Here is a 19,972-nt window from a genome sequence, read left to right on the forward strand (position 1 = left end):
ATTAAATACAAGACTCGATCGCGCTTCCTTTTTCCTAAAATAATCGCGCTTTTCAGATTGGTTTAAAGTTCAAGGTGGTGGATAACAGAAGCAGAAATCGCACTGGCGAGTTCTTCTTTTTTCCTGAGACTTTCTTCTACGCGATCGCAGCGTTTCATCAGTTCATCTACTTTGCTGACAATCCGTTTTTGTTCTTCTAATGGTGGTAAAGGGACTGGTGCTTTTAATAAATCTGTATCAGAAATTGCTGGATAAGCAACTCCTTTTTGATATAATTCTACATATTCAGTAAAATATCGACCTCTTAAAAGATAATATAAGAATTGATTAAATAAACCATCGTAAGGATGAAGAATTGAAAATGCTGTACTAGCAATTGGTTGTGGATCGTAGTCTTTCTTTATTACTGCTATATTTAGTAAATAGGGTCTTACAGTTGAGTAAATAACAGTACCTTTCTTGACAAGTTTTCTTGCTCGTGATGGTGCATTTTCTGGATTTATAACCGTAACTTCTTCTTTGACTGTTCCTGTTTTTCCGTTGATAGCTGAAACATCAATATAACTGAAAATTGTATCAGGTTTCTTTTGCCCTAAGTCATGAGTGATTTCACCAAGCCTTGCCCAAGTCCATGTAAAAGGAATACTAAACGGTTTTTCAGAAGGCTGAATTTCACTAATTTTACGATTGCGAATTGATTTAGACTTGATTAATTTTTTTCGTTGTTCTCTGATTTTCTTTAGTAATTCTGTCGCCTCTTCTCTTTGCGAGTTCTGAGGGACTAATTTTCCTCTGATTGCTAAATCTAAAATCAAATCTCGAAAATCTTTAATTCCATTTGTTTGTGTTACGATCGCGCTAAAATTGTCGCGAACAAAATGCCAACTTTTCTTAAAGTCTTTCTCAGTTTCAGCCGTTTCTAAAGCATGAATCGCCGATCGCCGTAGCTGTTGCTGTAATTCGTTGCGGTTTTTCTTGCTTGCTTGGGCGCGATCGCAGCATTTCATTAGTTCATCTACTTTGCTAACAATCCGTTTTTGTTCTTCTAATGGTGGTAAAGGGACTGGTGCTTTTAATAAATCTGTATCAGAAATTGCTGGATAAGCAACTCCTTTTTGATATAATTCTACATATTCAGTAAAATATCGACTTCTTAAAAGATAATATAATAATTGATTAAATAAACCATCGTAAGGATGAAGAATTGAAAATGCTGTACTAGCAATTGGTTGTGGATCGTAGTCTTTCTTTATGACTGCTATATTTAGTAAATAGGGTCTTACAGTTGAGTAAATAACAGTACCTTTTTTGACAAGTTTTCTTGCTCGTGATGGTGCATTTTCTGGATTTATAACCGTAACTTCTTCTTTGACTGTTCCTGTTTTTCCGTTGATAGCTGAAACATCAATATAACTGAAAATTGTATCAGGTTTCTCTTGCCCTAAGTCATGAGTGATTTCACCAAGCCTTGCCCAAGTCCATGTAAAAGGAATACTAAACGGTTTTTCAGAAGGCTGAATTTTACTAATTTTACGATTGCGAATTGATTTAGACTTGATTAAATTTTTTCGTTGTTCTCTGATTTTCTTTAGTAATTCTGTCGCCTCTTCTCTTTGCGAGTTCTGAGGGACTAATTTTCCTCTAATTGCTAAATCTAAAATCAAATCTCTTAAACATTGAATCCCATTTTCTGCTTCTATGATGACATCAAAATTTTCCCAAAGTATATTTAAATCCATTACATTTCCTCCCTTTGTAAAGATGCCATTAAACTTGATTTTAGCGCATTTCTAGCTTCTTCCACTTCTGCTTCCGCTTCCCGATATTTCTTTAACAACGTCTCAGGGTCTTTATAATCTTCTGCTGCAACATTGGGGTTTTTAATATCCAGATTAAACCCATTCGCTTTAATATCCTCCACTGAAACTTGCCAAGCCAACTCCGTTTCCTCGCGATTATTCCACCATTGCTTCTCCGCTGCAAACTCCTCAATCCGCATCGGCTTAGTTTTGGAGTAAGATTTATAGCCAGAGGGATAGGGGTGTTCGTAATACCAGACCGTTTCTGTGGGTTCGCCCTTAGTAAAAAACAAAACATTGGTGCGAATGCTGGTATAAGGATTAAACACGCCATTGGGTAAACGGACAATGGTATGTAAATTACAATCGCGCAGCAGCTTCTCTTTTAAGCGCGTTTTAATGCCTTCCCCAAATAATGTCCCATCAGGAAGCACAATTGCAGCACGTCCTTGAGGTTTCAATAATTCCATCACCAGCAATAAAAATAAATCTGCTGTCTCTCTGGTGCGAAACTCAGTGGGAAAATTGGACTCAATGCCATCTTCTTCCATCCCCCCAAACGGTGGATTAATCACCACCACATCCACCTGATCTTTCGGGCTATAATCGCGGAGGGGTTTAGCTAAGGCGTTCGCATGACGCACCGTTGTCGGGACTTCCACCTCATGCACCATTAAATTTGTCACGCAGAGTAAGTGAGGTAAGGCTTTCTTCTCAATTCCCCAAATATTTTGTTTAATCGCTTCCAACTGTTCGGGGGTTTGCGCTTGTTTTCGCAGATGTTCATAGGCTGCGGTTAAAAAGCCTCCCGTTCCGCAAGCAGGGTCTAATACTGTCTCCCCTAACTGCGGGTTCACCATATCCACTGCAAACTGAGTAACCGCGCGAGGGGTGTAAAACTCCCCATAATTCCCCGCACTCTGTAAATCTTTCAGGATTTTCTCATAGATATCGCCAAATAAATGTCGGGTTTTCGATTCGTTAAAATCAATGGAATCATTAATCTTATCAATCACCTGTCGCAGCAGCGTCCCCGACTTCATGTAATTGTAAGCATCCTCAAACACACTGCGAAGCAATTCCGCACGCTGTCGAGATAACCCTGTAAGATTAGTAAAGTCTAATTCCTTTAATTGGGGAAATAGCTGATTATCCACAAACGCCAAAAGCGCATCCCCTGTGGGGGCTTTTTTTCCCAATGTCTCACTATCCGCCCATTCTTCCCACCGCAAACCCATCGGAATCGGGGATTCATACTCATCATCGCTGAGTTCCAATTCTTGATCTTGGTCGCTAAACTTCTTGTAAAACAGCATCCATCCCAATTGACCAATGCGCTGGGCATCACCATCCACGCCCACATCTTTGCGCATAATGTCTTGAATAGATTTAATCGTGGCATTGAGAGACATATAGCGATCCTAAATTAGTTTTAAATTCCTGCATTTGATCCCCCTTTAATTCCCCCCTTACTAAGGGGGGATAGGGGGGATACCTACGGCTCGGCTTGCAGCCTACGGAAGTTAATCTACTTTTTACAAATCCGATCATCTCATCTTGCTATATCGCTTTTTTTGACTTCTCTGTCATTAAATCATATTAGAGAGTTGTCATCACTCTCACCCAATAATTCTTTCATCAGTTCATCTTGTTGGGCGTTGCGTTCCTCTCTTGTTATGTGAACATATTCTTCAGCAGGGGGATCAAAGGGCTGGTGATTCCGTTGCAGAAGTTTTTGGTGTTCTTTGGCGAAACGATTAGGATGCGCTTGATCATAATCAAAGTCATATTCAGGGAGTAATTCGTCTTCAGGATGGTGTGTATTATTCATAGCTTGTAGCTTGTAGGGTGGGCATTGCCCACCATAATCAATTAATTATATATAAACTTAGCGGTTAGCCCGTAAAGAAACTGCCCTGTCAAGGCATCTGTCGGGGATTTAACTCTAAGAGTAAAATCTAGATCAAAGCTCAATTAGCTCTGGTGGGCATTGCCCACCCTACGTGACTGTCAAGGCGATCTGTCGGGGATTTAACTCTAAGAGTAAAATCTAGATCAAAGCTCAATTAGCTCTGGTGGGCATTGCCCACCCTACGTGACTCCTCATCATTGGCATTATTCAAGCGCTTTCGTCATCATAAAGCAATTGCTGTAACTCTCGTACCGCTTCCTGATATTGTTTCTTCCCACCAAAGGTTTTGACGATTTCCACGGGCGTTCCGATTTCTGTAAAGGGATTTAGCTTTAATACTTTTGTATCTCCTGCGGGAATAACATTTTGATCCGCATACTTTTCTAACAGCGCATCCAGTACCGCCCTTGCTTTCTCCCCATATTTGCTAAATACATCCTGTTTGCGAACTTTCTCTGCGCGTTCTCTACGGGTTAAGGGCGGTCGATCGAACGCGATATGACAAATTAGGTCAAAGGGATCATAATCTTGTCCTACCATGTCTTGTAGAGCCTCTAAAAAGACTCCTTGCTGTTGTAATTCCTCGATAATCGCCTGTTTACGATCGCTGTCTTGCCAACGTTTGAGAAATTCATCTAAAGATTGATAGGTTTCGTTAACCGTGCGACGGGTATAATCCCGTAAAGATTCGGTTACTAACTCGCCACTGGTGTCATAATAACTTGTTCGTTCTCTGGCGACAGAAAATCTTTGTTTTCCAACCACATACTTCTGTTGCGGATTAACACTAGCCTCTTCCCCTTCTAAAACTTCGCTGATTTCTTCGTCTGTGTTACCTGTGCGATAAGTCTGACTGTAATTTTCATCTTGAATCGGGGGACCATCCCAGTCGGGGTCCTCAAAATTATGGGTGGCGTTGCGAAAATCAATGATGGTGAAGTAATGCTTATTGTAATCGGTTCTTAAACGAGTTCCCCGTCCAATAATCTGCTTAAACTCGGTCAATGATTGAATCCGTCGATCTAAAACAATGACATGGCAAGTCTGCGCGTCAACCCCTGTGGTCATTAGTTTAGATGTGGTGACAATGACGGGATAGGCTTCTTTGGGATTGATAAAGTTATCCAGTTGGGCTTTTCCTTCAGTTTCATCCCCTGTAATTCGCATGATATAACGCCGATCGCGCTGGACAAAAGGACGATTCGCTGGCACATTCATCAACGCTTGTCGCATGGCTTCGGCATGATCAATGTTCTCACAGAAAATGATGGTTTTTCGCATCGGATCGCCATCATGGATAAATTCCGTAATATATGCAGCGACTTCTTGGGTGCGTTGAGGAAATTTGATCGCGCGATCGAAATCCCGTACATTATAATCTCGTTCCTCAATCAACTGTCCATAATCATCTGTTTCCCCCGCGTCTGGTGTCCATCCTTCGAGATCAATATCTAAATTGACTTGCACCACCTTAAACGGGGCTAAGAACCCATCTTCAATCCCTTGTCGCAAGGAATAGGTGTAAATCGGTTCGCCAAAATAATCAATATTAGAAATATATTCCGTTTCTCTTGGAGTTGCGGTTAAGCCAATTTGGATCGCGCTGTGGAAATAGTCCAACACTTGTCGCCAGGTGGAATCTTCCGCAGCACTCCCCCGATGACACTCATCAATCACCACTAAATCAAAAAAATCTCGATCGAACTTGCTGTAAATGCTTTCTCGTTCCTCATCTCCCACCAATGCTTGATACAGGGCTAAATAAATCTCATAAGAACTATCAATGCGCCCTTTCTCATCCACCAATTTTCGGGTTAATTTCTGCATCGCACCGCCAAAGGGCTGAAAGTCGTTTGTCTTAGTTTGATCCACTAACGCATTACGATCCGCAAGAAATAACAAGGGAGACAAGGGAGACAAGGAAGACAAGGGGGACAAGGGAGACAAGGGAGACAAGGGAGACAAGGGGGACAAGGAGGACAAGGGAGACAAGGAGGACAAGGGAGCAATGGGAGCGATTTTTCTCCCCCATCTCCCCCATCTCCCCCATCTCCCCCCATCTCCCCCATCTCCCCCATCTCCCCCATCTTCCCTCTTGCCTCTTGCATGCAAGCCTTACTACACCAAAAACATGAACTTTTTCAGCAAACCCTAATTAATCTTCTTTAAAAGTTCTTCCGTTAATTGAGAAAAGGCTTTTGAACCCGAAGAGTTAGGCATTGCTAAAACCGCAGGGGTGAAGGTATCCACTGCTTTTGCTACATTAACATCCATCGGAATTTGTTGCTGAAAAATTTGATCAGGAGTAAAATCTTGTTGGATTCTTTGGATGACTTGTTTGTAATAACGACCGAATAATCCCCCACTTGATAAAATAAAAACAATTCCTAATAAACGTAATTTTTGTAATTGTTCTGATTCACTTTTATCGTTGGCTTTTAAACGAGTGATTCGCTTTTCTAAGAGTTGAACTCCTACTAATGATAACGGTTCGGGGCGTGCGGGTAATAAATAAAAATCACTGGCGGCGATGCCACTGCGAGTTAATAAATTATAACCTGGAGCGCAATCCATAATGATAAAATCATAATCATTAATTACAGGCTGAATAATTTTCTGAACTAAAGTTGATTCAAAATTATCCCAAGCCTGATTAAAATCTTGTCCCGAATTAGAAATCGCTTCCTCGTGGAGTTTTTTAGAAACTAAATACTCGTCATAAAGTTCAATATCTCCTGCTAATAATTCTAAACCACTAATGCCACAAATTTGAGAATAAATTAAGTCGGGGGTGTCGTATTTGCGACGAATGTTAGGGCGAACAATTTTATCAATTAAATAACTGAGGGTGCGACGACGGCGGCGAACTTTGCTAAATTCTTGGGGAGGCATTAAACTCAGTGTGGCGCTGATTTGTGAATCGAGATCAACCACTAATACTCGTTTCTGATGGTTTTTCGCTAAACAGGTGGCAAGATTGACGGTGAGGGTGGTTTTTCCCACGCCTCCTTTCATGTTAACGGTACTAATAACAATTCCCATTGTGGCAGTTTTTGGCAGCACGATCGAGCTTAGTTTACCATGAAATTAGCATCGATCGAGCAAATCAAAAAGGATCATTTTCCATGACGATTAAACTTTATAGCGCGAGTGTTTGTCCTTTTGCCCATCGCACTCGTTTAACGTTACTAGAAAAAGGACTTGATTTCCAACTGATTGAAATTGATCTTAATAACAAGCCAGATTGGTTTTCTGAGATTTCTCCTTATGGCAAAGTTCCTGTCATTAAACACGACAATAATTGCATCTGGGAATCAGCGATAATTAACGAATACATTGATGAAGCATTTCCCGATATTTCTTTAATGCCAAAAACGGCATCCGATCGAGCTTTTGCTAGAATTTGGATTGATTTTGCCAACACAAAACTCGTTCCTGTATTTTATAAAATGTTGTTGGAACAAGACCCAGAAAAACAGACCAAATGGAAAAATCAATTCCGAGAACACTTAAACTTTATGGAAACTGAAGGCATGAGAAAACTGAGTGAAAACGGCGATTATTGGCTCGGCGATCGTCTTTCTCTTGTTGATTTAACCTTTTATCCCTGGTTTGAAAGATTCTGTATTTTAGAACATTATCGATCGGTTTTTCTCCCTAAAACCTGTTCTTTTCTTCAACATTGGTGGCGCACAATGTCAGAACGAGACTCGGTACAAAACATTAAAAATGCTTCGGAGTTTTATATTGCACAATACCAAAAATATGCTAATAATACGGTTAATAGTGTCACCGCTCAAGAAATGCGCGACAACTAATTAATTGTTTATACAGCCGTTATTAGTCTAACTTTATTGGCGGTTGGGGCGAGAGAATTGACAATTAATCTAAAATTTGCATATAACAGTTCCCCCCTTTCAAAGGGGGGTTAGGGGGGATAGCTCAATAGAACTGAGAAAAAGATTACTCTCTCAAAGGGGGGTTAGGGGGGATAGCTCAATAGAACTGAGAAAAAGATTACTCTCTCAAAGGGGGGTTAGGGGGGATAGCTCAATAGAACTGAGAAAAAGATTACTCTCTCAAAGGGGGGTTAGGGGGGATAGCTCAATAGAACTGAGAAAAAGATTACTCTCTCAAAGGGGGGTTAGGGGGGATAGCTCAATAGAACTGAGAAAAAAGTTACTCTCTCCTTTCCCCCTTTCAAAGGCAGTAGAGGGGATTAATTTACAAATCATTTGGGATTCCTATATAACAAGATGATCTCATTTGTAAAAAGTAGCTTAACTTACGATCCCCCCTAACCCCCCTTAATAAGGGGGGAATTAAAGGGGGGATCAAATGCAGGAATTTACAACTGATTTAGAATTGCGATATACCATAGGAAACAGAAATTGTTTAACATTGAAAAACAGATTCAGTCAGTAAATTAAATATTGAGGAGTCAACGACCCACCGTTAAACCTCTTGGGGGGTTATAACGGGGGCTTATTGGAGTCCACAAGTTGACCAGCCTAAGCCCTTCGACTTCGCGGACACGCTCGCGTGTCGAAGTGCAGGGCTACGTTTCTAAAGCCATCACACCTCGGAATACGTGCTAGTTCCCTGCTCTGTGGTTAAGCATACGTTACTTTCATGAAAGAAAAAAGGAGAATATGTTGGAAGAGTAGCAGTAAGAACTTCAGGAAGTTTCAACATAAAAACTAAGTCAGGTTTAGTGCAAGGAATTTCCCACAAATACTGTAAATTAGTTCATCAAAAAGATGGATTCGCATACGCAAATTAATTGTAAACATATCAAGTGGAGGACGTGCTTTCCTCTCCCAATAAATCAGAGATTATATTGGGAGTCTCCAGCACGAAGAAAAGATGACTTTAAATCAAACTAAAAATGGTGTCTGGATTTATGACACAACTCTCAGAGATGGTTCACAACAAGAAGGAATTTCCCTCTCTGTAGAAGACAAATTAAAAATTGCCCACAAATTAGACGAATTGGGAATCCCCTTCATTGAGGGAGGATGGCCCGGTGCCAACCCGAAAGATGTTCAGTTTTTCTGGCAATTGAAAGAAGAACCCCTTTCCCAAGCAGAAGTGGTGGCGTTTTGTTCTACTCGTCGCCCTCATAAGTCGGCGGAAAATGATCCGATGCTACAGACGATTTTAGCTGCTGGAACACGCTGGGTGACGATTTTTGGCAAGTCTTGGGATTTGCACGTCACTGAGGGCTTAAAAACCACCTTAGACGAAAATTGTGCGATGATTCGAGACACGATCGCGCTGTTACGATCGAACGGGAGAAAAGTAATCTATGATGCGGAACATTGGTTTGATGGCTATCAATCTAACCCTGAATACGCTCTCAAAACCTTAACTACAGCAGTAGAAGCGGGTGCAGAATGGTTAGTGTTATGTGATACTAATGGTGGCACGCTACCGCAAACCGTCAGTTCGGTTGTGCAAACGGTGGTCAAACATTTAGGAATTAACCCCAATGATGAGCAATCGCCCAAATTAGGGATTCATACTCACAACGACTCAGAAACCGCCGTAGCCAGTTCCTTAGTTGCGGTGGAAAATGGCGCGAGAATGGTACAAGGAACAATCAATGGTTACGGAGAACGTTGTGGTAATGCTAATCTCTGTTCCGTGATTCCGAATCTACAATTAAAACTGAATTACTCCTGTTTAGAATCAGAACAATTAACGAAACTTACGCCAACCAGTCGCATTATTGATGAAATCGTCAACTTTGCCCCTGATCCTCACGCGCCTTATGTGGGACGCTCTGCGTTTGCTCATAAAGGGGGGATTCATGTGTCCGCAGTGGAACGAAATCCTCTCACCTACGAACATATTAACCCGAATGTCATCGGTAATGAACGGCGCATTGTCATTTCAGATCAAGCTGGAATTAGTAACATTGTGGCGAAAGCTCGCGCATTTGGTATTAATTTGGATAGAAAAGACCCTGCTTGTGCTGACATTCTACAACGAACCAAAGAATTAGAAAATCAGGGCTATCAGTTTGAAGTCGCCGAAGCTAGTTTTGAGTTGTTGGTGTATGAGTTATTACAGCAACGTCTGGAAATGTTCCAATTGAAAGGCTTTCAGGTGAACTGTGATATGTTGCGCGGTGAGGAGGCTTTGCTTAGTGATGCGGTGGCGACAATTAAGGTAAGTGTCAATGGTGAGGATATTTTAGAAGCGGCGGAGGGAAATGGTCCGGTTTCGGCGTTAGATGCGGCGTTACGGAAGGCGTTAGTGAAGTTTTATCCCCAAATTGCTGATTTTCATTTAACGGATTACAAGGTGCGAATTTTGGATAGTACCGCCGGAACTGATGCGGTGACAAGAGTTTTGGTAGAATCCAGTGATGGGAAGCGACGCTGGACAACGATCGGGGTTTCTTCTAATATCTTAGATGCCTCTTATCAAGCGGTGGTTGCTGGCATTGAGTATGGTTTATTACAAAGGAAAGGGGAAACCGTTGTAGAGAGTGATTATCGTGTCGGAAACAACGTTGTATGAAAATCGCTGGCGTGCTGGGGAAAGTCTAGCGACGGAGATTGTAACCGCTTTAGAGGGAGTGACCTTATCGGTTAGGGTGTGTGCGCTTCCTCGCGGTGGGATTCCTGTGGCAGCACCGATCGCGCAACGTTTAAACTGTCCTTTAGATGTGTTAGCGGCGAAAAAAATCTCTCTTCCCTCTAATCCTGAGTTAGCATTAGGGGCAGTAACCCCAGATGGAACGACGGTTTGGGCGCAATCTCCCTATTTGAAACGAAAAAATCAGCAGGAGTTGGACAAGGCAAGGGAAAACGCCCTACAAGGCGCGATCGAGCTACAAGAACAGTTTAATCCTTATTGCGCCTCAATGGAGCATCTAGAAAATACAATTATCATTGTTGTGGATGATGGGATCGCTACTGGCATGACCATGATCACGGCTGTCACTTCCTTACGGGAAAAGCAACCGACAGAGATTTGGGTAGCTGCACCCGTCGCACCTCCAGAAACGAAAGTGGAATTTTTAGAACGTTGCGATCGAGTGCTAATTTTGCAAACTCCTGATCCGTTTATGAATGTGGGACGGTTCTACAAGCACTTTCCGCAAGTTTCAACCGTAGAAGCGATTTCTTATCTGAATTAACCGAGCCAGTAATTGTTTATAAATAGTGTTGGGTTTCGCTTCCCTCCACCCAACCTACTTTTTACTGAAAAATTTAGTTAGGATCGATTGAACTTGTTTTTACACCAGGCACCAATTCCTCCCGCCATCATTACACCTAGTATGGTTGTTGGTTCGGGAACAGCTTGGCTGTTGCCTTGATAAACGGTAAAATGAGACAGCCCAGGGGAGGGTTTGCCATTTCCTTTGGCTAGACCTTCTGTATTCCATGATCCGCCTGCTGTGGTTTCGCCGCGACCGAGATAATAAAGACTGTAAGAGGGGCCACCTTTAAGAGCAACCATATAGTCAGAATTAGAGTTTAATCCGTTGAGTGACCAAGTTCCACTGGTATTACCACCACCAACAGAAAGATTACTGTTAGAGCCAGAGTTACTATCGATTTTAGAAAATTGTTGCCAGTCATTAATCCCGAATGAACCACTGAGGTTAGAGTTAGCATCGTTACCGCTAAAAGAACCTAAACAGTTACTTGCTCCGGACAGGTTGTTTGTGGAACACGCTACTGGGTCATCAAAAGAAGGGGGGCCGCCTTTCGCTCTTGCAGGTGATGAGATTAAACTTGTAAGCGCGATCGCACTCACTAATAAAGCCCCCGATTTGAAGACTGTTCTTGATTGCTGATTCATGGTTTTTCCCTCTTATTTTTTCTCTATATGTGATTGAAATCTATATTGTGTTTCTATCATAATCGAAACAATACTTAAGTGCAAGCATATAATCGAAACAATACTTAAGTGCAAGCAAGCATCTCCTACTGGAAGCAGAATAAACCCTGTATCTGAGGTTTCACTACGATCAGAACTTTGTTAAAAAATATTAAGCATCTGGACTGTGTGGGATGGGATAATTAAAGGGACAATATACAGAGCATTTACCATGAATCAAACAGAAAAATTAATCTGGACGGCGGAAAACGAACTAACGGAATATAGCACCGAAGCACGTAAAATTGAGAAACTACGTCGCCAATTTAGCTTTGTTGTTCCCTATCCCCAACAAAAGGCGATTCGTGACCAAATTGAGGCGGAAATGCCGAAAAATCCGATTGCGAAGGTGGTGGAAGACAATCGTCAAACCGTCGCCTTACCTTTCTGGGGAATTGGTGGGTTAGGGTTATTATTTGGGATATCATCACAACAACCCCTTGATTTCATTGCGACCGCGATCGGGTTTTATGCGGCGTATCAAATTCAAAAATGGGGTTGGAACTTAGAAGCGAGACGTTTGGTCATTAAAACTTTCGATGCGATCGAAGCGAGTGTTCAAGCAGAAAGATCAAAAACCGCAACCGATCAATAATTCATTAAGAACAATTAAGGAGAATAGATCGTCGCCGTAATCCCTTGTTCCTCAAGTCTCTGTAATAAAGTCTTAGCGCGAGATTCAGTATCAAACGCTCCCACTTGCAACACTTGACCTACTTGAGGAAATTCTCGCAAGTAAGCATCAGCCACCAGTTGACGAGTTTTTTTATACTCAGTTTGGTTGGGATTTTCCACCACAACACAATAAAAATTGCCGCCACAACTGGGTTTTTCTGAGGGGGGAAGTTCTGTCGCTGGTTCCGCTTCTACTAGATTGTCCTGATCAAGTTCTACAAACTCATCTGCGGCTAAATTCGGACGATTAGGGATTGTCTCCTCAGAAGAAGACTCTGGAGACTCTAATTTCGGTTCTGGGGGTAACGTTTCCACCTCACCAGAAGAAGCGCTGAGACGATTTTCTCCGAGATTGATTAAAGTTAGACTGACCAAAGTTCCCGCGAGGATAAAAATTAACATTCCAGCGATACCGAGAGGAGTGAATAAATAACTCCACACCGAGGTTTGTTTAGTGGGAGTCGATTTCCTTGAGGGAGGAGTGGTGTTTTCTTCTTGCTGACTTAAAGTTCGTAATAACTCTTCTGAAGAAGCTAAATAGCTGTCTGGTTCGTCAAACTTAGTTTCTGGTTCGATTTCCGTTAGAAATGAAGATTCAGAAGGGGAAGAAGTGAGAGAAGGTGAGTCCGATTGCTCTTGAGAGACAACGATTCCTTTACGCTGTTTTTGACTGGACTGAAATCGGTCTAACTCCTCTTCGAGGTTAACATTAAAACTGCTCAAGGCGATTTGCAATTTGGGATGTAAGGTCGCCTTTTCTTGCTTCGGATTGATTTGAGTATGAGAATCCATATTGATCCGCGATTTTTACTGCAATAACTGAGCAGTTACTATTTTACGGGAATTATAACGGTTTACCTTGTCTTTTATCGCTTCTAACTTCGTAATACCAATTAAAAAGTAGATGTTACATCTTGTAGGGTTTGCCTTGCAAACCCTACTACACCTCAAATTTTGTATTAATAATGAGTAATACCAATTTAGAAAGTAGATGTTACATCTTGTAGGGTGGGCAAGGCAAACCCTACTACACTCAAATTTTGTATTAATAATGAGTCCTTAATTATTGTTATTTCAGAAGGGATGTTTCTTAGTAAAGCGAAAATTATTTCTCTCGGTTTTAATCTCTTAGAATTAGCTTTATTTTTGGATTTTACGGAGAAAGCAGTAATTTTACTTATTTTTTCCTCGATTTCCTTGAGCATCCCGATCTGGAGCAATTATTTATATTTATAAAGCAAATATAAAGAAAAAATAAACTTTTATTTTTCGGTGGGGATCACTAAATGAAGATACCGTGAGCTTTTGAGGGGATCAAGATAAATTAAGAGAGAATAGATAATAAGACTATAGGATTTAAGATCAAAACTATATCGCATTGAGGAAAAAGCTATGAGAACTCCCAATAATTTACCCTCGGTTTGCAGACATTGTCGTCACTACTCCCCCCAAGGGCGCAGAGGAGGGATGTGTCAGAAACTCAGTGCGCCAGTAAGAGGAGATTGGCAAGCCTGTTCTTTGGCTGATTCACCATTCCTTCCCACCTGGGAAACTTGGGAGGCGATTACTTTATGGGAAACGCCAAATTTCCAAGCGGTGAAGGTGACTCAGAAAACCAATTCTCCATCGGAAGCGGTAGAGGTTTCTTTTGATTTGGAAGAGAAATCAGAGTCAAAAGCGGTTGTTAATGCTTAGTTTAAGAACATCAAGTTACGTCTTTTTTTAAGAACCTTTTTTAATCAACGAGAGGACTCACTGAGCATTATTTCTTCCGAAAAAATACACAATCATTAGAAGTTTTTTTCAGTGAGTTATAGAGCATTTTTGTCAGTCTAAAATCATCTTTAAAACTGTGTTGGGTTACGTTACCTTCACCCAACCTACAACCTACTGATTTGGTGTTGGGTTGCGTTACCTTTGGAGAGTCAGTCAGTTTTGCGGCGTTATTGGAAGCTCGATCGCGCGTTATCGATTGCTGGAGAATTTAACGGCGGAGTTAGCCGCTGGTTCTCAGGTTGGGGAGAGTATGTTAAACCTAAAAGTACAGTCTGCAAATCCGATCGATGTGGGTTTGGCGGTTAATAACTATCAGTCTCGGACGATCGGAGTCTGGCAGCAAAAACTACAGTTGCAGCATCATAAGTAATTTTTTCAGTTGGCAGTTAGATGGGCAATGGTTACATTCCTTTGGTGAGGATCATCTGCTAGTCACTCGTCTTCGCGGACAACTGACCGATCGCCTCTTAACCATTTTTCTAGGGAGCAAAATATTGAGCAACGGTCATCCGCAGGCTCCCGAACTTGGTTCGGGAGTACGGATGACGAAATTGCGCCCTTTCAGGTATGCTGATAATAATGATAATCCCACGGGATGGTCTGTCTTTTTATCAATTTAGCCCCATCAAACCCCTATAACCTCGTGGCATTTGCTCAAGTCTTCTCAAGTCTTTGCACGTTTACTTAAACCAATTTTTCGAGGGAAATTATAAACTTTGTAAAGAAAGGTTGACAGATAACCGAATTAATGCAGGGGAGAAGCAACCTCAAATTTGATCTAGGTGTGGCGATTGTGCAACCTAATCATATCGGATTAACGAGAAAAAGTAAACTCGATTAGTTTTTTAATCAGATTCGGGTTGCAATAATTCTGGCATCTCTTCCCCTTCTTTGGGCTGCAAGAGTTCAGGAGGATCATCCTGTTGTTCGAGTTGACGCTGACGTTCCTGTATCGAGGCGACTTTTCCCACTCGATCGAGCGATCGTCGCACTGGTGACAGAACCACCTGGATTAACTTGAATACTAACGATCGGGCGTACTTCTACCTCGAAATTGATTTCTGGTTTACTACCACATCCCAAGAGCACAACTTATCTCGATTTACATTACCAGTTACAGCTTTTGGAGTTATTAAAAACTCTCAATCATAGACAGTTAACGATTGTGACGGTGTTACATGAAATAAATTTATCCGATCGCTGTTAGCGAAGAAAACGATTGTTGATCTCGATCGTCATCGTTGAATCAGAAGCGATCGAACAACAAGTAATTCGTTGGTTGCTTGCGATTTCCTCTTCTCCTTTTAGGAGTCGAAATAAACATTAAGTTAGATTAAGCTGACCACAAAAAATCACTAACCGCAGGCAAAACTCTAAAAATATGGTACGCAATCAGATTTGAAGTTGAATTAAACATCATCTCCCCACCCCACAATGGAGATGGGGGACAAAAATGTAGGTTCGGTGAAGGTAACGTAACCCAACACCATCCCAGTCGGTTGGGTGAAGGTGACGTAACCCAACACCATCAAGGGGGGAATAATACCAGGTTTAGGTAATTCCTTATAATTGGTGTTGGGTTTCGCTTCGCTACACCCAACCTACGGTTTATCATTGATTGAGCAAAACTCTAAAAATATGGTATGCAATCAGATTTGAAGTTGAATTAAACATCATCCCCAACCGCCACCCCCAGAGAAGTCATTAAAAGCAAAAATTTTTTTTCAAGGGTTGCGCTCGATCGAGTTTCCTGATAGAGTATTTCTAGATAATGGGAAGTGTTGCCAATTTTAGAAAACGTCTCTGAAAGCAAGGAAACTCGTTCCTCATATCCCCCCTCCCCGTATTGACAAGCCTCGATCGAGCATAAGAATTGAACGAAATACTGAAAACTTACCATAAGAAAAAGTAGTGGGTGAAATCAAGAAAATATGGTATGCAAACGGATTCTCACGTTGAATCAAACATCATTCCCATTCCACAATTCGGAATTAACAGAAAAGATTAATTCCGATCATGGGCTTGAATGCGAAACGCTTGAGGCGGATAAAGCGCAACCACATGAGGCACAGGACGCGGTACAAACCTCATTAACGATTCTCCTTGATAAACCAAAGCCGTGCTGGCGCCAGAATCTAACATCACTGCTTCTCGTAAACCAACTTCCTGTAAAACTTCTCCTAAAGTCACCGCATCCAGCCGTGTTTGAGAAACTCCGATAACGGGTTGTCCAGCTTGGTTAATTCCCCAAAAGGCACGAAAACGCATGGCATCAAAGCCATATAAATCCGTAAAGGTACGATAAGGTTGGGGTTGATTGTCTTTCACTAACCAAGCGGCTGCCACAAACGCATCACTAACCCCTGATAGTATTTCTCTTAACTCGGTGAGGGTATCATGTTTTTCAGGGTTGAAAGGAACGAACTTAACTTGATCATAAGCAATTAAAACCAGAGGACGATCGACCAGAGATTTATTTTCCCCCTTATTCCCAGCAGAAAATTCTGAATTGTGATGACTGAGACTTGGACCAATTAAGACATTAGAATCTAGATATTTTAAGGAGAAAAATGCGCCATCTACTGCTGCTTGGGCTTGCGTTCCCTCAATAATTTCTTCCACTTGATAACGACTGTCGGCGTGAATTGTTTTTGGTCGTCCTCCTGTAATTATTGTTACTTCATGTCTTCCCACCTCATGGGTGCTTTTGCGGATGGGAGTGTTAAAGTTATAGCTGCCGTCTTGACGCGGTAGGGGATGACCGCCCCATGCTTGCAATAATACAGTTTCTAAGCGAGACTGTCCAAAACGAGCAATACTGAGTAGGTTTTCTGATTCTCCCGCGAAGTCAGTATTGTTATTTTTCATTTCTAAAGCGGCTTTATATCCTGCTTTTTTTACTTGTTCTCGCACTCGTTGATCATGTTTTCCGACGGGATAGGTAAAGTATTTGATCGCGATACCGAGTCGCTTTTCTAAAATTGCTTTCGAGTCAAAAATTTCTTTTTTTAGGTCTTGATCTGATAATTCTCTTAAGTCGTTGGGATGACTAATGCTGTGAGACGCAATTGTTACTAGGGGGTCATTTGCCATTTCCTGTAGTTGTTCCCAAGTGACACTGGTACGACCGGTTGTTATTTCCATCTTATTCGTATAAATGGAAAAGGTGGCTGGATAATTATATTTTTTCAATAGGGGATATACATATTTGTAATGTCCACCATAACCATCATCAAAGGTTAATAAGATCGGTTTTTCGGGTAGAGGTGTTCCTGTTTGTAAATGATTGAGCAGTCGATCGAAGCTAATGGGAGTTGCACCAGCTAGGGCAATTTTTCGGAAATGATGGTTTAATTCTTCTGGAGTAACATCAAAAAAAACTTCCTTTTCTGGAAGAATATCATGGTACATGACGATCGGCACTTTCGCCTGTCTAGCGTGTTCGTTGATTTCGGGCCAAGGGCTTTTCGGAATCTCTGGTGGTAAACTTTCGCTAATAACATTAGTCCTTTCCGAAATGGCATTTAGTCCTGATCTTGCTGGTATGGATAGAGATTCCTGAGAAGTATTATTTTTAATAATGATGTAGCTAACTGTCCCGAAAAAACTCACCCCAAGAAGGAAAAGACTGAGGTTAAGCATCGGTTGAGGACGAGTGACACGACCAACTTTTGTTCTAGACTTTCGCAACATGATAAACCCACAGAATGTTTTTAGTTGGCTAGTTGTCAATTTTTGCCGCGAAAACTATACCATTTTTCATCAGAAATAACAATATTCATCTAGAGTTTAGCAATATCAGGCTTATTTGAGGTATCTCAGAGACATTATTGATTTTTTTTGTAATCGTAGATAGTACAGTCAAGAAAGAAGAAATACTGATCATGAATCAACAAGCAACTGTCGATACTTTCACAGAAAATCTAAACTTATCTAGAGCAAAAGTTGAAGAATTATTACAGTTAAGCGCGATCGAACTCCCGAAAAAAGAGGAGTTTCAAAATGAATTAAGCACCCTTGATCTGTCTCTATTGCGAGAAACGCTGCCTACTGCTAAATCAGTATTAGAAAATCAATTACCCGCATTTTATACCTGGCTAAAACAAGAACTTAAAATTAAGCGTGTTCCCGATAGCCCTAATCATACGACCACTTGGGTTGCGAACTTTCTCAATAATCAAGAAAGTATTGAACATTTAGTCGCTTTACATCGTCCAGTGCCTCCTGTTGCTTTAGAACAAGCAATTCCTCGTTTAGTCAGTTTATTTGAGAAAGTTGAGGATAGCCACATTCGTCAACAATGGCAAAGTGCTGTGGCTTTACTCTGTTTGGTTTTAGCAGCAGATGCCCGACAACAATTGCAACAAGAAGTTTCCCAATAATACGACTCTAAAGAGTAATTTTTGGTTCAATATTTCATTCTTGAGTAGTTGGCACTACACACCAAATTATTATTCCCCCCTTTCAAAGCGGTTAGGGGGGATTTGTTGTAATTTGACTTCTCCACAATGGTAATAATTCTCGAAAATTATAGTAGTTTTAAGTCTGATTTTTTTTCTCATGCTTGGTTTTACGACCACTGACTCGTTTGCGCCACATTTTAAAGCTAGATGGTTTTAAACGGCTTCGCATTAATTCAATAACTTGCTGTTCTTTTAGACCATATTGAGCTTCGATCGCGTCAAAGGGAATATCATCTTCCCAAGCCATTTCAATAATACGTTCAATGTCTTCAAAATTCAATTGATTTGATTTCATTCTTTAAATTGGTTGATCTACTCTCATCAATCAGGGCTATTTTTCGATTATGATTATCGAGAGCATTAACCCTTTAACGACTGATCTGACATATTGTTATGAGCTTGCGATTATATTTACTACGACACGGGGAAACCACTTACAGCCAAACGGGTAACTATTGTGGCGAAACCGATCCCGATTTAACCACTGAAGGTTATCAAATGGCGGAGGCGTTTGCTAAAGCCTATTCTAGTCTCCAATGGGATGCGATCTATTGTAGCCCAATGAAACGAACGGTGGCGACGGCTAAACCGTTATGTGATGCGGTTGGCTTGGAAATGCAACAACGAGACGGTTTGAAGGAAATTCGTTATGGTGCGTGGGAGGCGAAAAGTAGCGACTGGGTAAAGGAACACTATAATGAAGATTATATTAATTGGCTGCGAGAACCGGCTTGGAATCCTCCCACAGATGGGGAAACTGCCGTCGAAATTGCTACTCGCGCTTCGGCGGTAATCAGTGAGATTCGATCGAAATACGCTCACGGTAATATTTTAATTGTTTCTCACAAGGCAACATTACGGATTATTGTTTGTAGTTTACTGGGAATTGATTTAGGACGATATCGCGATCGCATTGGCTTTTTAGCCGCTTCTTTGTGTTTGATTAAACTCGATCGACACGGACCTTTAATTGAAAGTTTAGGCGATCGATCGTTCATGGATCAAGCATTGCGCGATCGCGCGGGTAGTTAAGGCAAGATGGGGGAGATGGGGAGGATGGGGGAGAAAAATCACTCCCTTGTCTCCCATTTCTCCCTTGTCTAAACCGCCAAAGCCATAAGAAATCGCGCCTAATCCTAGCATTGGTAAAAAGTGTAATCGATCGATGCTTCTTAAAACCCGATCGTTTTCCACATCACGGGGGAGTTTTTGTGGAAAAAACCACTGATTTCATTTCCCTTTTCCTCCTTCGCACTATACGTTTAGAAATCATCCCATCAATTTACCGAACATCAAGACGTTGCTCATAACATATATTAGTTTATTTTGTCAAATCCAAAATTCTGATCTAACAGCATCTCGCCCTTTTGATTATGGAAAATAACTGTGGGGATTCGTGATAGAATGGCAGGGACATTGGAAGTCGCTAGACAACTGAGGATTAAATCCAG

General features: G+C 41.3%; 21 protein-coding genes and 3 pseudogenes. 12 read left to right on the forward strand and 12 right to left on the reverse strand.

The genetic code is table 11. The annotated features are described in order from the left end of the window. Positions 1 to 62: 62 nt before the first annotated feature. From DACSA_RS18360 to DACSA_RS13640, 5 genes and pseudogenes are all read right to left on the reverse strand, one after another. Positions 63 to 1,739, reverse strand: coding sequence for a restriction endonuclease subunit S (locus tag DACSA_RS18360; RefSeq protein WP_015230312.1), 1,677 nt, complete (start codon positions 1,737 to 1,739; stop codon positions 63 to 65). Further along, a complete protein-coding gene (locus DACSA_RS13625; protein ID WP_015230313.1) occupies positions 1,739 to 3,211 on the reverse strand; it encodes a type I restriction-modification system subunit M in 1,473 nt (490 codons plus the stop codon). The genes DACSA_RS18360 and DACSA_RS13625 overlap by 1 nt, the downstream gene beginning before the upstream one ends. 182 nt (positions 3,212 to 3,393) lie before the next feature. Continuing rightward, on the reverse strand, positions 3,394 to 3,630 hold the full coding sequence (locus DACSA_RS13630; RefSeq protein ID WP_015230314.1) for a hypothetical protein: 237 nt from the start codon (positions 3,628 to 3,630) through the stop codon (positions 3,394 to 3,396). Positions 3,631 to 3,918: 288 nt separating this feature from the next. Beyond that, a pseudogene (gene hsdR, locus DACSA_RS13635) lies at positions 3,919 to 5,613 on the reverse strand (EcoAI/FtnUII family type I restriction enzme subunit R); the annotation flags it as partial. Positions 5,614 to 5,862: 249 nt separating this feature from the next. After that, positions 5,863 to 6,753 (reverse strand): ParA family protein, encoded by an 891-nt coding sequence (locus tag DACSA_RS13640; RefSeq protein ID WP_015230315.1) that lies wholly within the window; start codon positions 6,751 to 6,753, stop codon positions 5,863 to 5,865. 83 nt (positions 6,754 to 6,836) lie between these two features. Between DACSA_RS13640 and DACSA_RS13645 the strand changes: the two genes are divergently transcribed. The 5 genes and pseudogenes from DACSA_RS13645 to DACSA_RS13655 all read left to right on the forward strand — a co-directional run bounded on the left by DACSA_RS13645 (position 6,837) and on the right by DACSA_RS13655 (position 10,861). Next, positions 6,837 to 7,529, forward strand: coding sequence for a glutathione S-transferase family protein (locus tag DACSA_RS13645; protein ID WP_015230316.1), 693 nt, complete (start codon positions 6,837 to 6,839; stop codon positions 7,527 to 7,529). A 76-nt stretch (positions 7,530 to 7,605) separates the two neighbouring features. Next, positions 7,606 to 7,971, forward strand: coding sequence for a hypothetical protein (locus DACSA_RS20805; RefSeq protein WP_156800795.1), 366 nt, complete (start codon positions 7,606 to 7,608; stop codon positions 7,969 to 7,971). 376 nt (positions 7,972 to 8,347) lie between these two features. Beyond that, a pseudogene (locus DACSA_RS23095) lies at positions 8,348 to 8,494 on the forward strand (RNA-guided endonuclease IscB); the annotation flags it as partial. An 83-nt stretch (positions 8,495 to 8,577) separates the two neighbouring features. Beyond that, positions 8,578 to 10,239 (forward strand): citramalate synthase, encoded by a 1,662-nt coding sequence (gene cimA, locus DACSA_RS13650; protein WP_015230317.1) that lies wholly within the window; start codon positions 8,578 to 8,580, stop codon positions 10,237 to 10,239. Beyond that, positions 10,217 to 10,861, forward strand: a complete 645-nt coding sequence (locus tag DACSA_RS13655) for a phosphoribosyltransferase (protein WP_015230318.1) — start codon at positions 10,217 to 10,219, stop codon at positions 10,859 to 10,861. Before cimA ends, DACSA_RS13655 begins: the two co-directional genes overlap by 23 nt. A gap of 77 nt (positions 10,862 to 10,938) precedes the next feature. Here the strand turns inward: DACSA_RS13655 and DACSA_RS13660 are convergent, their stop codons facing one another. After that, positions 10,939 to 11,529, reverse strand: a complete 591-nt coding sequence (locus tag DACSA_RS13660) for a PEP-CTERM sorting domain-containing protein (RefSeq protein ID WP_015230319.1) — start codon at positions 11,527 to 11,529, stop codon at positions 10,939 to 10,941. Between the two features lie 250 nt (positions 11,530 to 11,779). On the opposite strand from DACSA_RS13660, the gene DACSA_RS13665 reads away from it, so the two are divergent. Continuing rightward, positions 11,780 to 12,202 (forward strand): hypothetical protein, encoded by a 423-nt coding sequence (locus tag DACSA_RS13665; RefSeq protein WP_015230320.1) that lies wholly within the window; start codon positions 11,780 to 11,782, stop codon positions 12,200 to 12,202. Positions 12,203 to 12,216: 14 nt separating this feature from the next. On the opposite strand, the gene DACSA_RS13670 is transcribed toward DACSA_RS13665, so the two are convergent. Then, positions 12,217 to 13,074, reverse strand: coding sequence for an SPOR domain-containing protein (locus tag DACSA_RS13670; RefSeq protein WP_015230321.1), 858 nt, complete (start codon positions 13,072 to 13,074; stop codon positions 12,217 to 12,219). A gap of 600 nt (positions 13,075 to 13,674) precedes the next feature. Here DACSA_RS13670 and DACSA_RS13680 point away from each other — a divergent pair. The 3 genes from DACSA_RS13680 to DACSA_RS21660 all read left to right on the forward strand — a co-directional run bounded on the left by DACSA_RS13680 (position 13,675) and on the right by DACSA_RS21660 (position 14,678). After that, positions 13,675 to 13,977 (forward strand): hypothetical protein, encoded by a 303-nt coding sequence (locus DACSA_RS13680; protein ID WP_015230323.1) that lies wholly within the window; start codon positions 13,675 to 13,677, stop codon positions 13,975 to 13,977. Between the two features lie 211 nt (positions 13,978 to 14,188). Beyond that, complete coding sequence (locus tag DACSA_RS13685) at positions 14,189 to 14,428, forward strand: hypothetical protein (RefSeq protein ID WP_041235494.1); 240 nt, start codon at positions 14,189 to 14,191, stop codon at positions 14,426 to 14,428. Continuing rightward, a complete protein-coding gene (locus DACSA_RS21660) occupies positions 14,346 to 14,678 on the forward strand; it encodes a hypothetical protein (protein ID WP_015230324.1) in 333 nt (110 codons plus the stop codon). The genes DACSA_RS13685 and DACSA_RS21660 overlap by 83 nt, the downstream gene beginning before the upstream one ends. Before the next feature lie 295 nt (positions 14,679 to 14,973). Here the strand turns inward: DACSA_RS21660 and DACSA_RS22895 are convergent, their stop codons facing one another. Then, on the reverse strand, positions 14,974 to 15,147 hold the full coding sequence (locus DACSA_RS22895) for an energy transducer TonB family protein (protein WP_156800797.1): 174 nt from the start codon (positions 15,145 to 15,147) through the stop codon (positions 14,974 to 14,976). Between DACSA_RS22895 and DACSA_RS23100 the strand changes: the two are divergent. Then, a pseudogene (locus tag DACSA_RS23100) lies at positions 15,125 to 15,259 on the forward strand (ABC transporter ATP-binding protein); the annotation flags it as partial. The gene DACSA_RS22895 and the pseudogene DACSA_RS23100 sit on opposite strands and share 23 nt — an antisense overlap. Before the next feature lie 465 nt (positions 15,260 to 15,724). Here DACSA_RS23100 and DACSA_RS20815 read toward each other — a convergent pair. Both DACSA_RS20815 and DACSA_RS13690 read right to left on the reverse strand, forming a co-directional pair. Continuing rightward, entirely contained in the window at positions 15,725 to 15,958 is a 234-nt protein-coding gene (locus DACSA_RS20815) for a hypothetical protein (RefSeq protein ID WP_015230326.1), read from the reverse strand. Positions 15,959 to 16,062: 104 nt separating this feature from the next. Continuing rightward, positions 16,063 to 17,751, reverse strand: coding sequence for a polysaccharide deacetylase family protein (locus DACSA_RS13690; protein WP_015230327.1), 1,689 nt, complete (start codon positions 17,749 to 17,751; stop codon positions 16,063 to 16,065). A 191-nt stretch (positions 17,752 to 17,942) separates the two neighbouring features. Here DACSA_RS13690 and DACSA_RS13695 point away from each other — a divergent pair, with 191 nt between their 5' ends. Next, complete coding sequence (locus tag DACSA_RS13695) at positions 17,943 to 18,440, forward strand: hypothetical protein (protein ID WP_015230328.1); 498 nt, start codon at positions 17,943 to 17,945, stop codon at positions 18,438 to 18,440. Between the two features lie 157 nt (positions 18,441 to 18,597). On the opposite strand, the gene DACSA_RS13700 is transcribed toward DACSA_RS13695, so the two are convergent. Next, positions 18,598 to 18,816 carry a TIGR03643 family protein gene (locus DACSA_RS13700; RefSeq protein WP_015230329.1) on the reverse strand — a complete coding sequence of 73 codons (219 nt, stop codon included), beginning with the start codon at positions 18,814 to 18,816 and terminating at the stop codon, positions 18,598 to 18,600. Positions 18,817 to 18,914: 98 nt separating this feature from the next. Here DACSA_RS13700 and DACSA_RS13705 point away from each other — a divergent pair, with 98 nt between their 5' ends. Continuing rightward, positions 18,915 to 19,553: a histidine phosphatase family protein gene (locus tag DACSA_RS13705; protein ID WP_015230330.1), complete on the forward strand. Its 639-nt coding sequence runs from the start codon at positions 18,915 to 18,917 to the stop codon at positions 19,551 to 19,553. On the opposite strand, the gene DACSA_RS22250 is transcribed toward DACSA_RS13705, so the two are convergent. Then, on the reverse strand, positions 19,500 to 19,715 hold the full coding sequence (locus DACSA_RS22250; protein ID WP_071880325.1) for a hypothetical protein: 216 nt from the start codon (positions 19,713 to 19,715) through the stop codon (positions 19,500 to 19,502). The genes DACSA_RS13705 and DACSA_RS22250 overlap by 54 nt on opposite strands. Positions 19,716 to 19,972 lie beyond the last annotated feature (257 nt).

The sequence above is a fragment of the Dactylococcopsis salina PCC 8305 genome, assembly GCF_000317615.1.
Taxonomy (GTDB): Bacteria; Cyanobacteriota; Cyanobacteriia; order Cyanobacteriales; family Rubidibacteraceae; genus Halothece; species Halothece salina.

Excerpts from the sequence above, each read along its gene's own strand:
- DACSA_RS13695 (WP_015230328.1), top strand. The coding sequence starts at position 17,943 with ATGAATCAACAAGCAACTGTCGATACTTTCACAGAAAATCTAAACTTA.
- DACSA_RS18360 (WP_015230312.1), bottom strand. The coding sequence starts at position 1,739 with ATGGATTTAAATATACTTTGGGAAAATTTTGATGTCATCATAGAAGCA.
- DACSA_RS13625 (WP_015230313.1), bottom strand. The coding sequence starts at position 3,211 with ATGTCTCTCAATGCCACGATTAAATCTATTCAAGACATTATGCGCAAA.
- DACSA_RS13630 (WP_015230314.1), bottom strand. The coding sequence starts at position 3,630 with ATGAATAATACACACCATCCTGAAGACGAATTACTCCCTGAATATGAC.
- DACSA_RS13680 (WP_015230323.1), top strand. The coding sequence starts at position 13,675 with ATGAGAACTCCCAATAATTTACCCTCGGTTTGCAGACATTGTCGTCAC.
- DACSA_RS13700 (WP_015230329.1), bottom strand. The coding sequence starts at position 18,816 with ATGAAATCAAATCAATTGAATTTTGAAGACATTGAACGTATTATTGAA.
- DACSA_RS21660 (WP_015230324.1), top strand. The coding sequence starts at position 14,346 with ATGTGGGTTTGGCGGTTAATAACTATCAGTCTCGGACGATCGGAGTCT.
- DACSA_RS13665 (WP_015230320.1), top strand. The coding sequence starts at position 11,780 with ATGAATCAAACAGAAAAATTAATCTGGACGGCGGAAAACGAACTAACG.
- DACSA_RS13640 (WP_015230315.1), bottom strand. The coding sequence starts at position 6,753 with ATGGGAATTGTTATTAGTACCGTTAACATGAAAGGAGGCGTGGGAAAA.
- DACSA_RS13705 (WP_015230330.1), top strand. The coding sequence starts at position 18,915 with ATGAGCTTGCGATTATATTTACTACGACACGGGGAAACCACTTACAGC.
- DACSA_RS13670 (WP_015230321.1), bottom strand. The coding sequence starts at position 13,074 with ATGGATTCTCATACTCAAATCAATCCGAAGCAAGAAAAGGCGACCTTA.
- DACSA_RS13690 (WP_015230327.1), bottom strand. The coding sequence starts at position 17,751 with ATGTTGCGAAAGTCTAGAACAAAAGTTGGTCGTGTCACTCGTCCTCAA.
- DACSA_RS13645 (WP_015230316.1), top strand. The coding sequence starts at position 6,837 with ATGACGATTAAACTTTATAGCGCGAGTGTTTGTCCTTTTGCCCATCGC.
- DACSA_RS20815 (WP_015230326.1), bottom strand. The coding sequence starts at position 15,958 with ATGGTAAGTTTTCAGTATTTCGTTCAATTCTTATGCTCGATCGAGGCT.
- cimA (WP_015230317.1), top strand. The coding sequence starts at position 8,578 with ATGACTTTAAATCAAACTAAAAATGGTGTCTGGATTTATGACACAACT.
- DACSA_RS13660 (WP_015230319.1), bottom strand. The coding sequence starts at position 11,529 with ATGAATCAGCAATCAAGAACAGTCTTCAAATCGGGGGCTTTATTAGTG.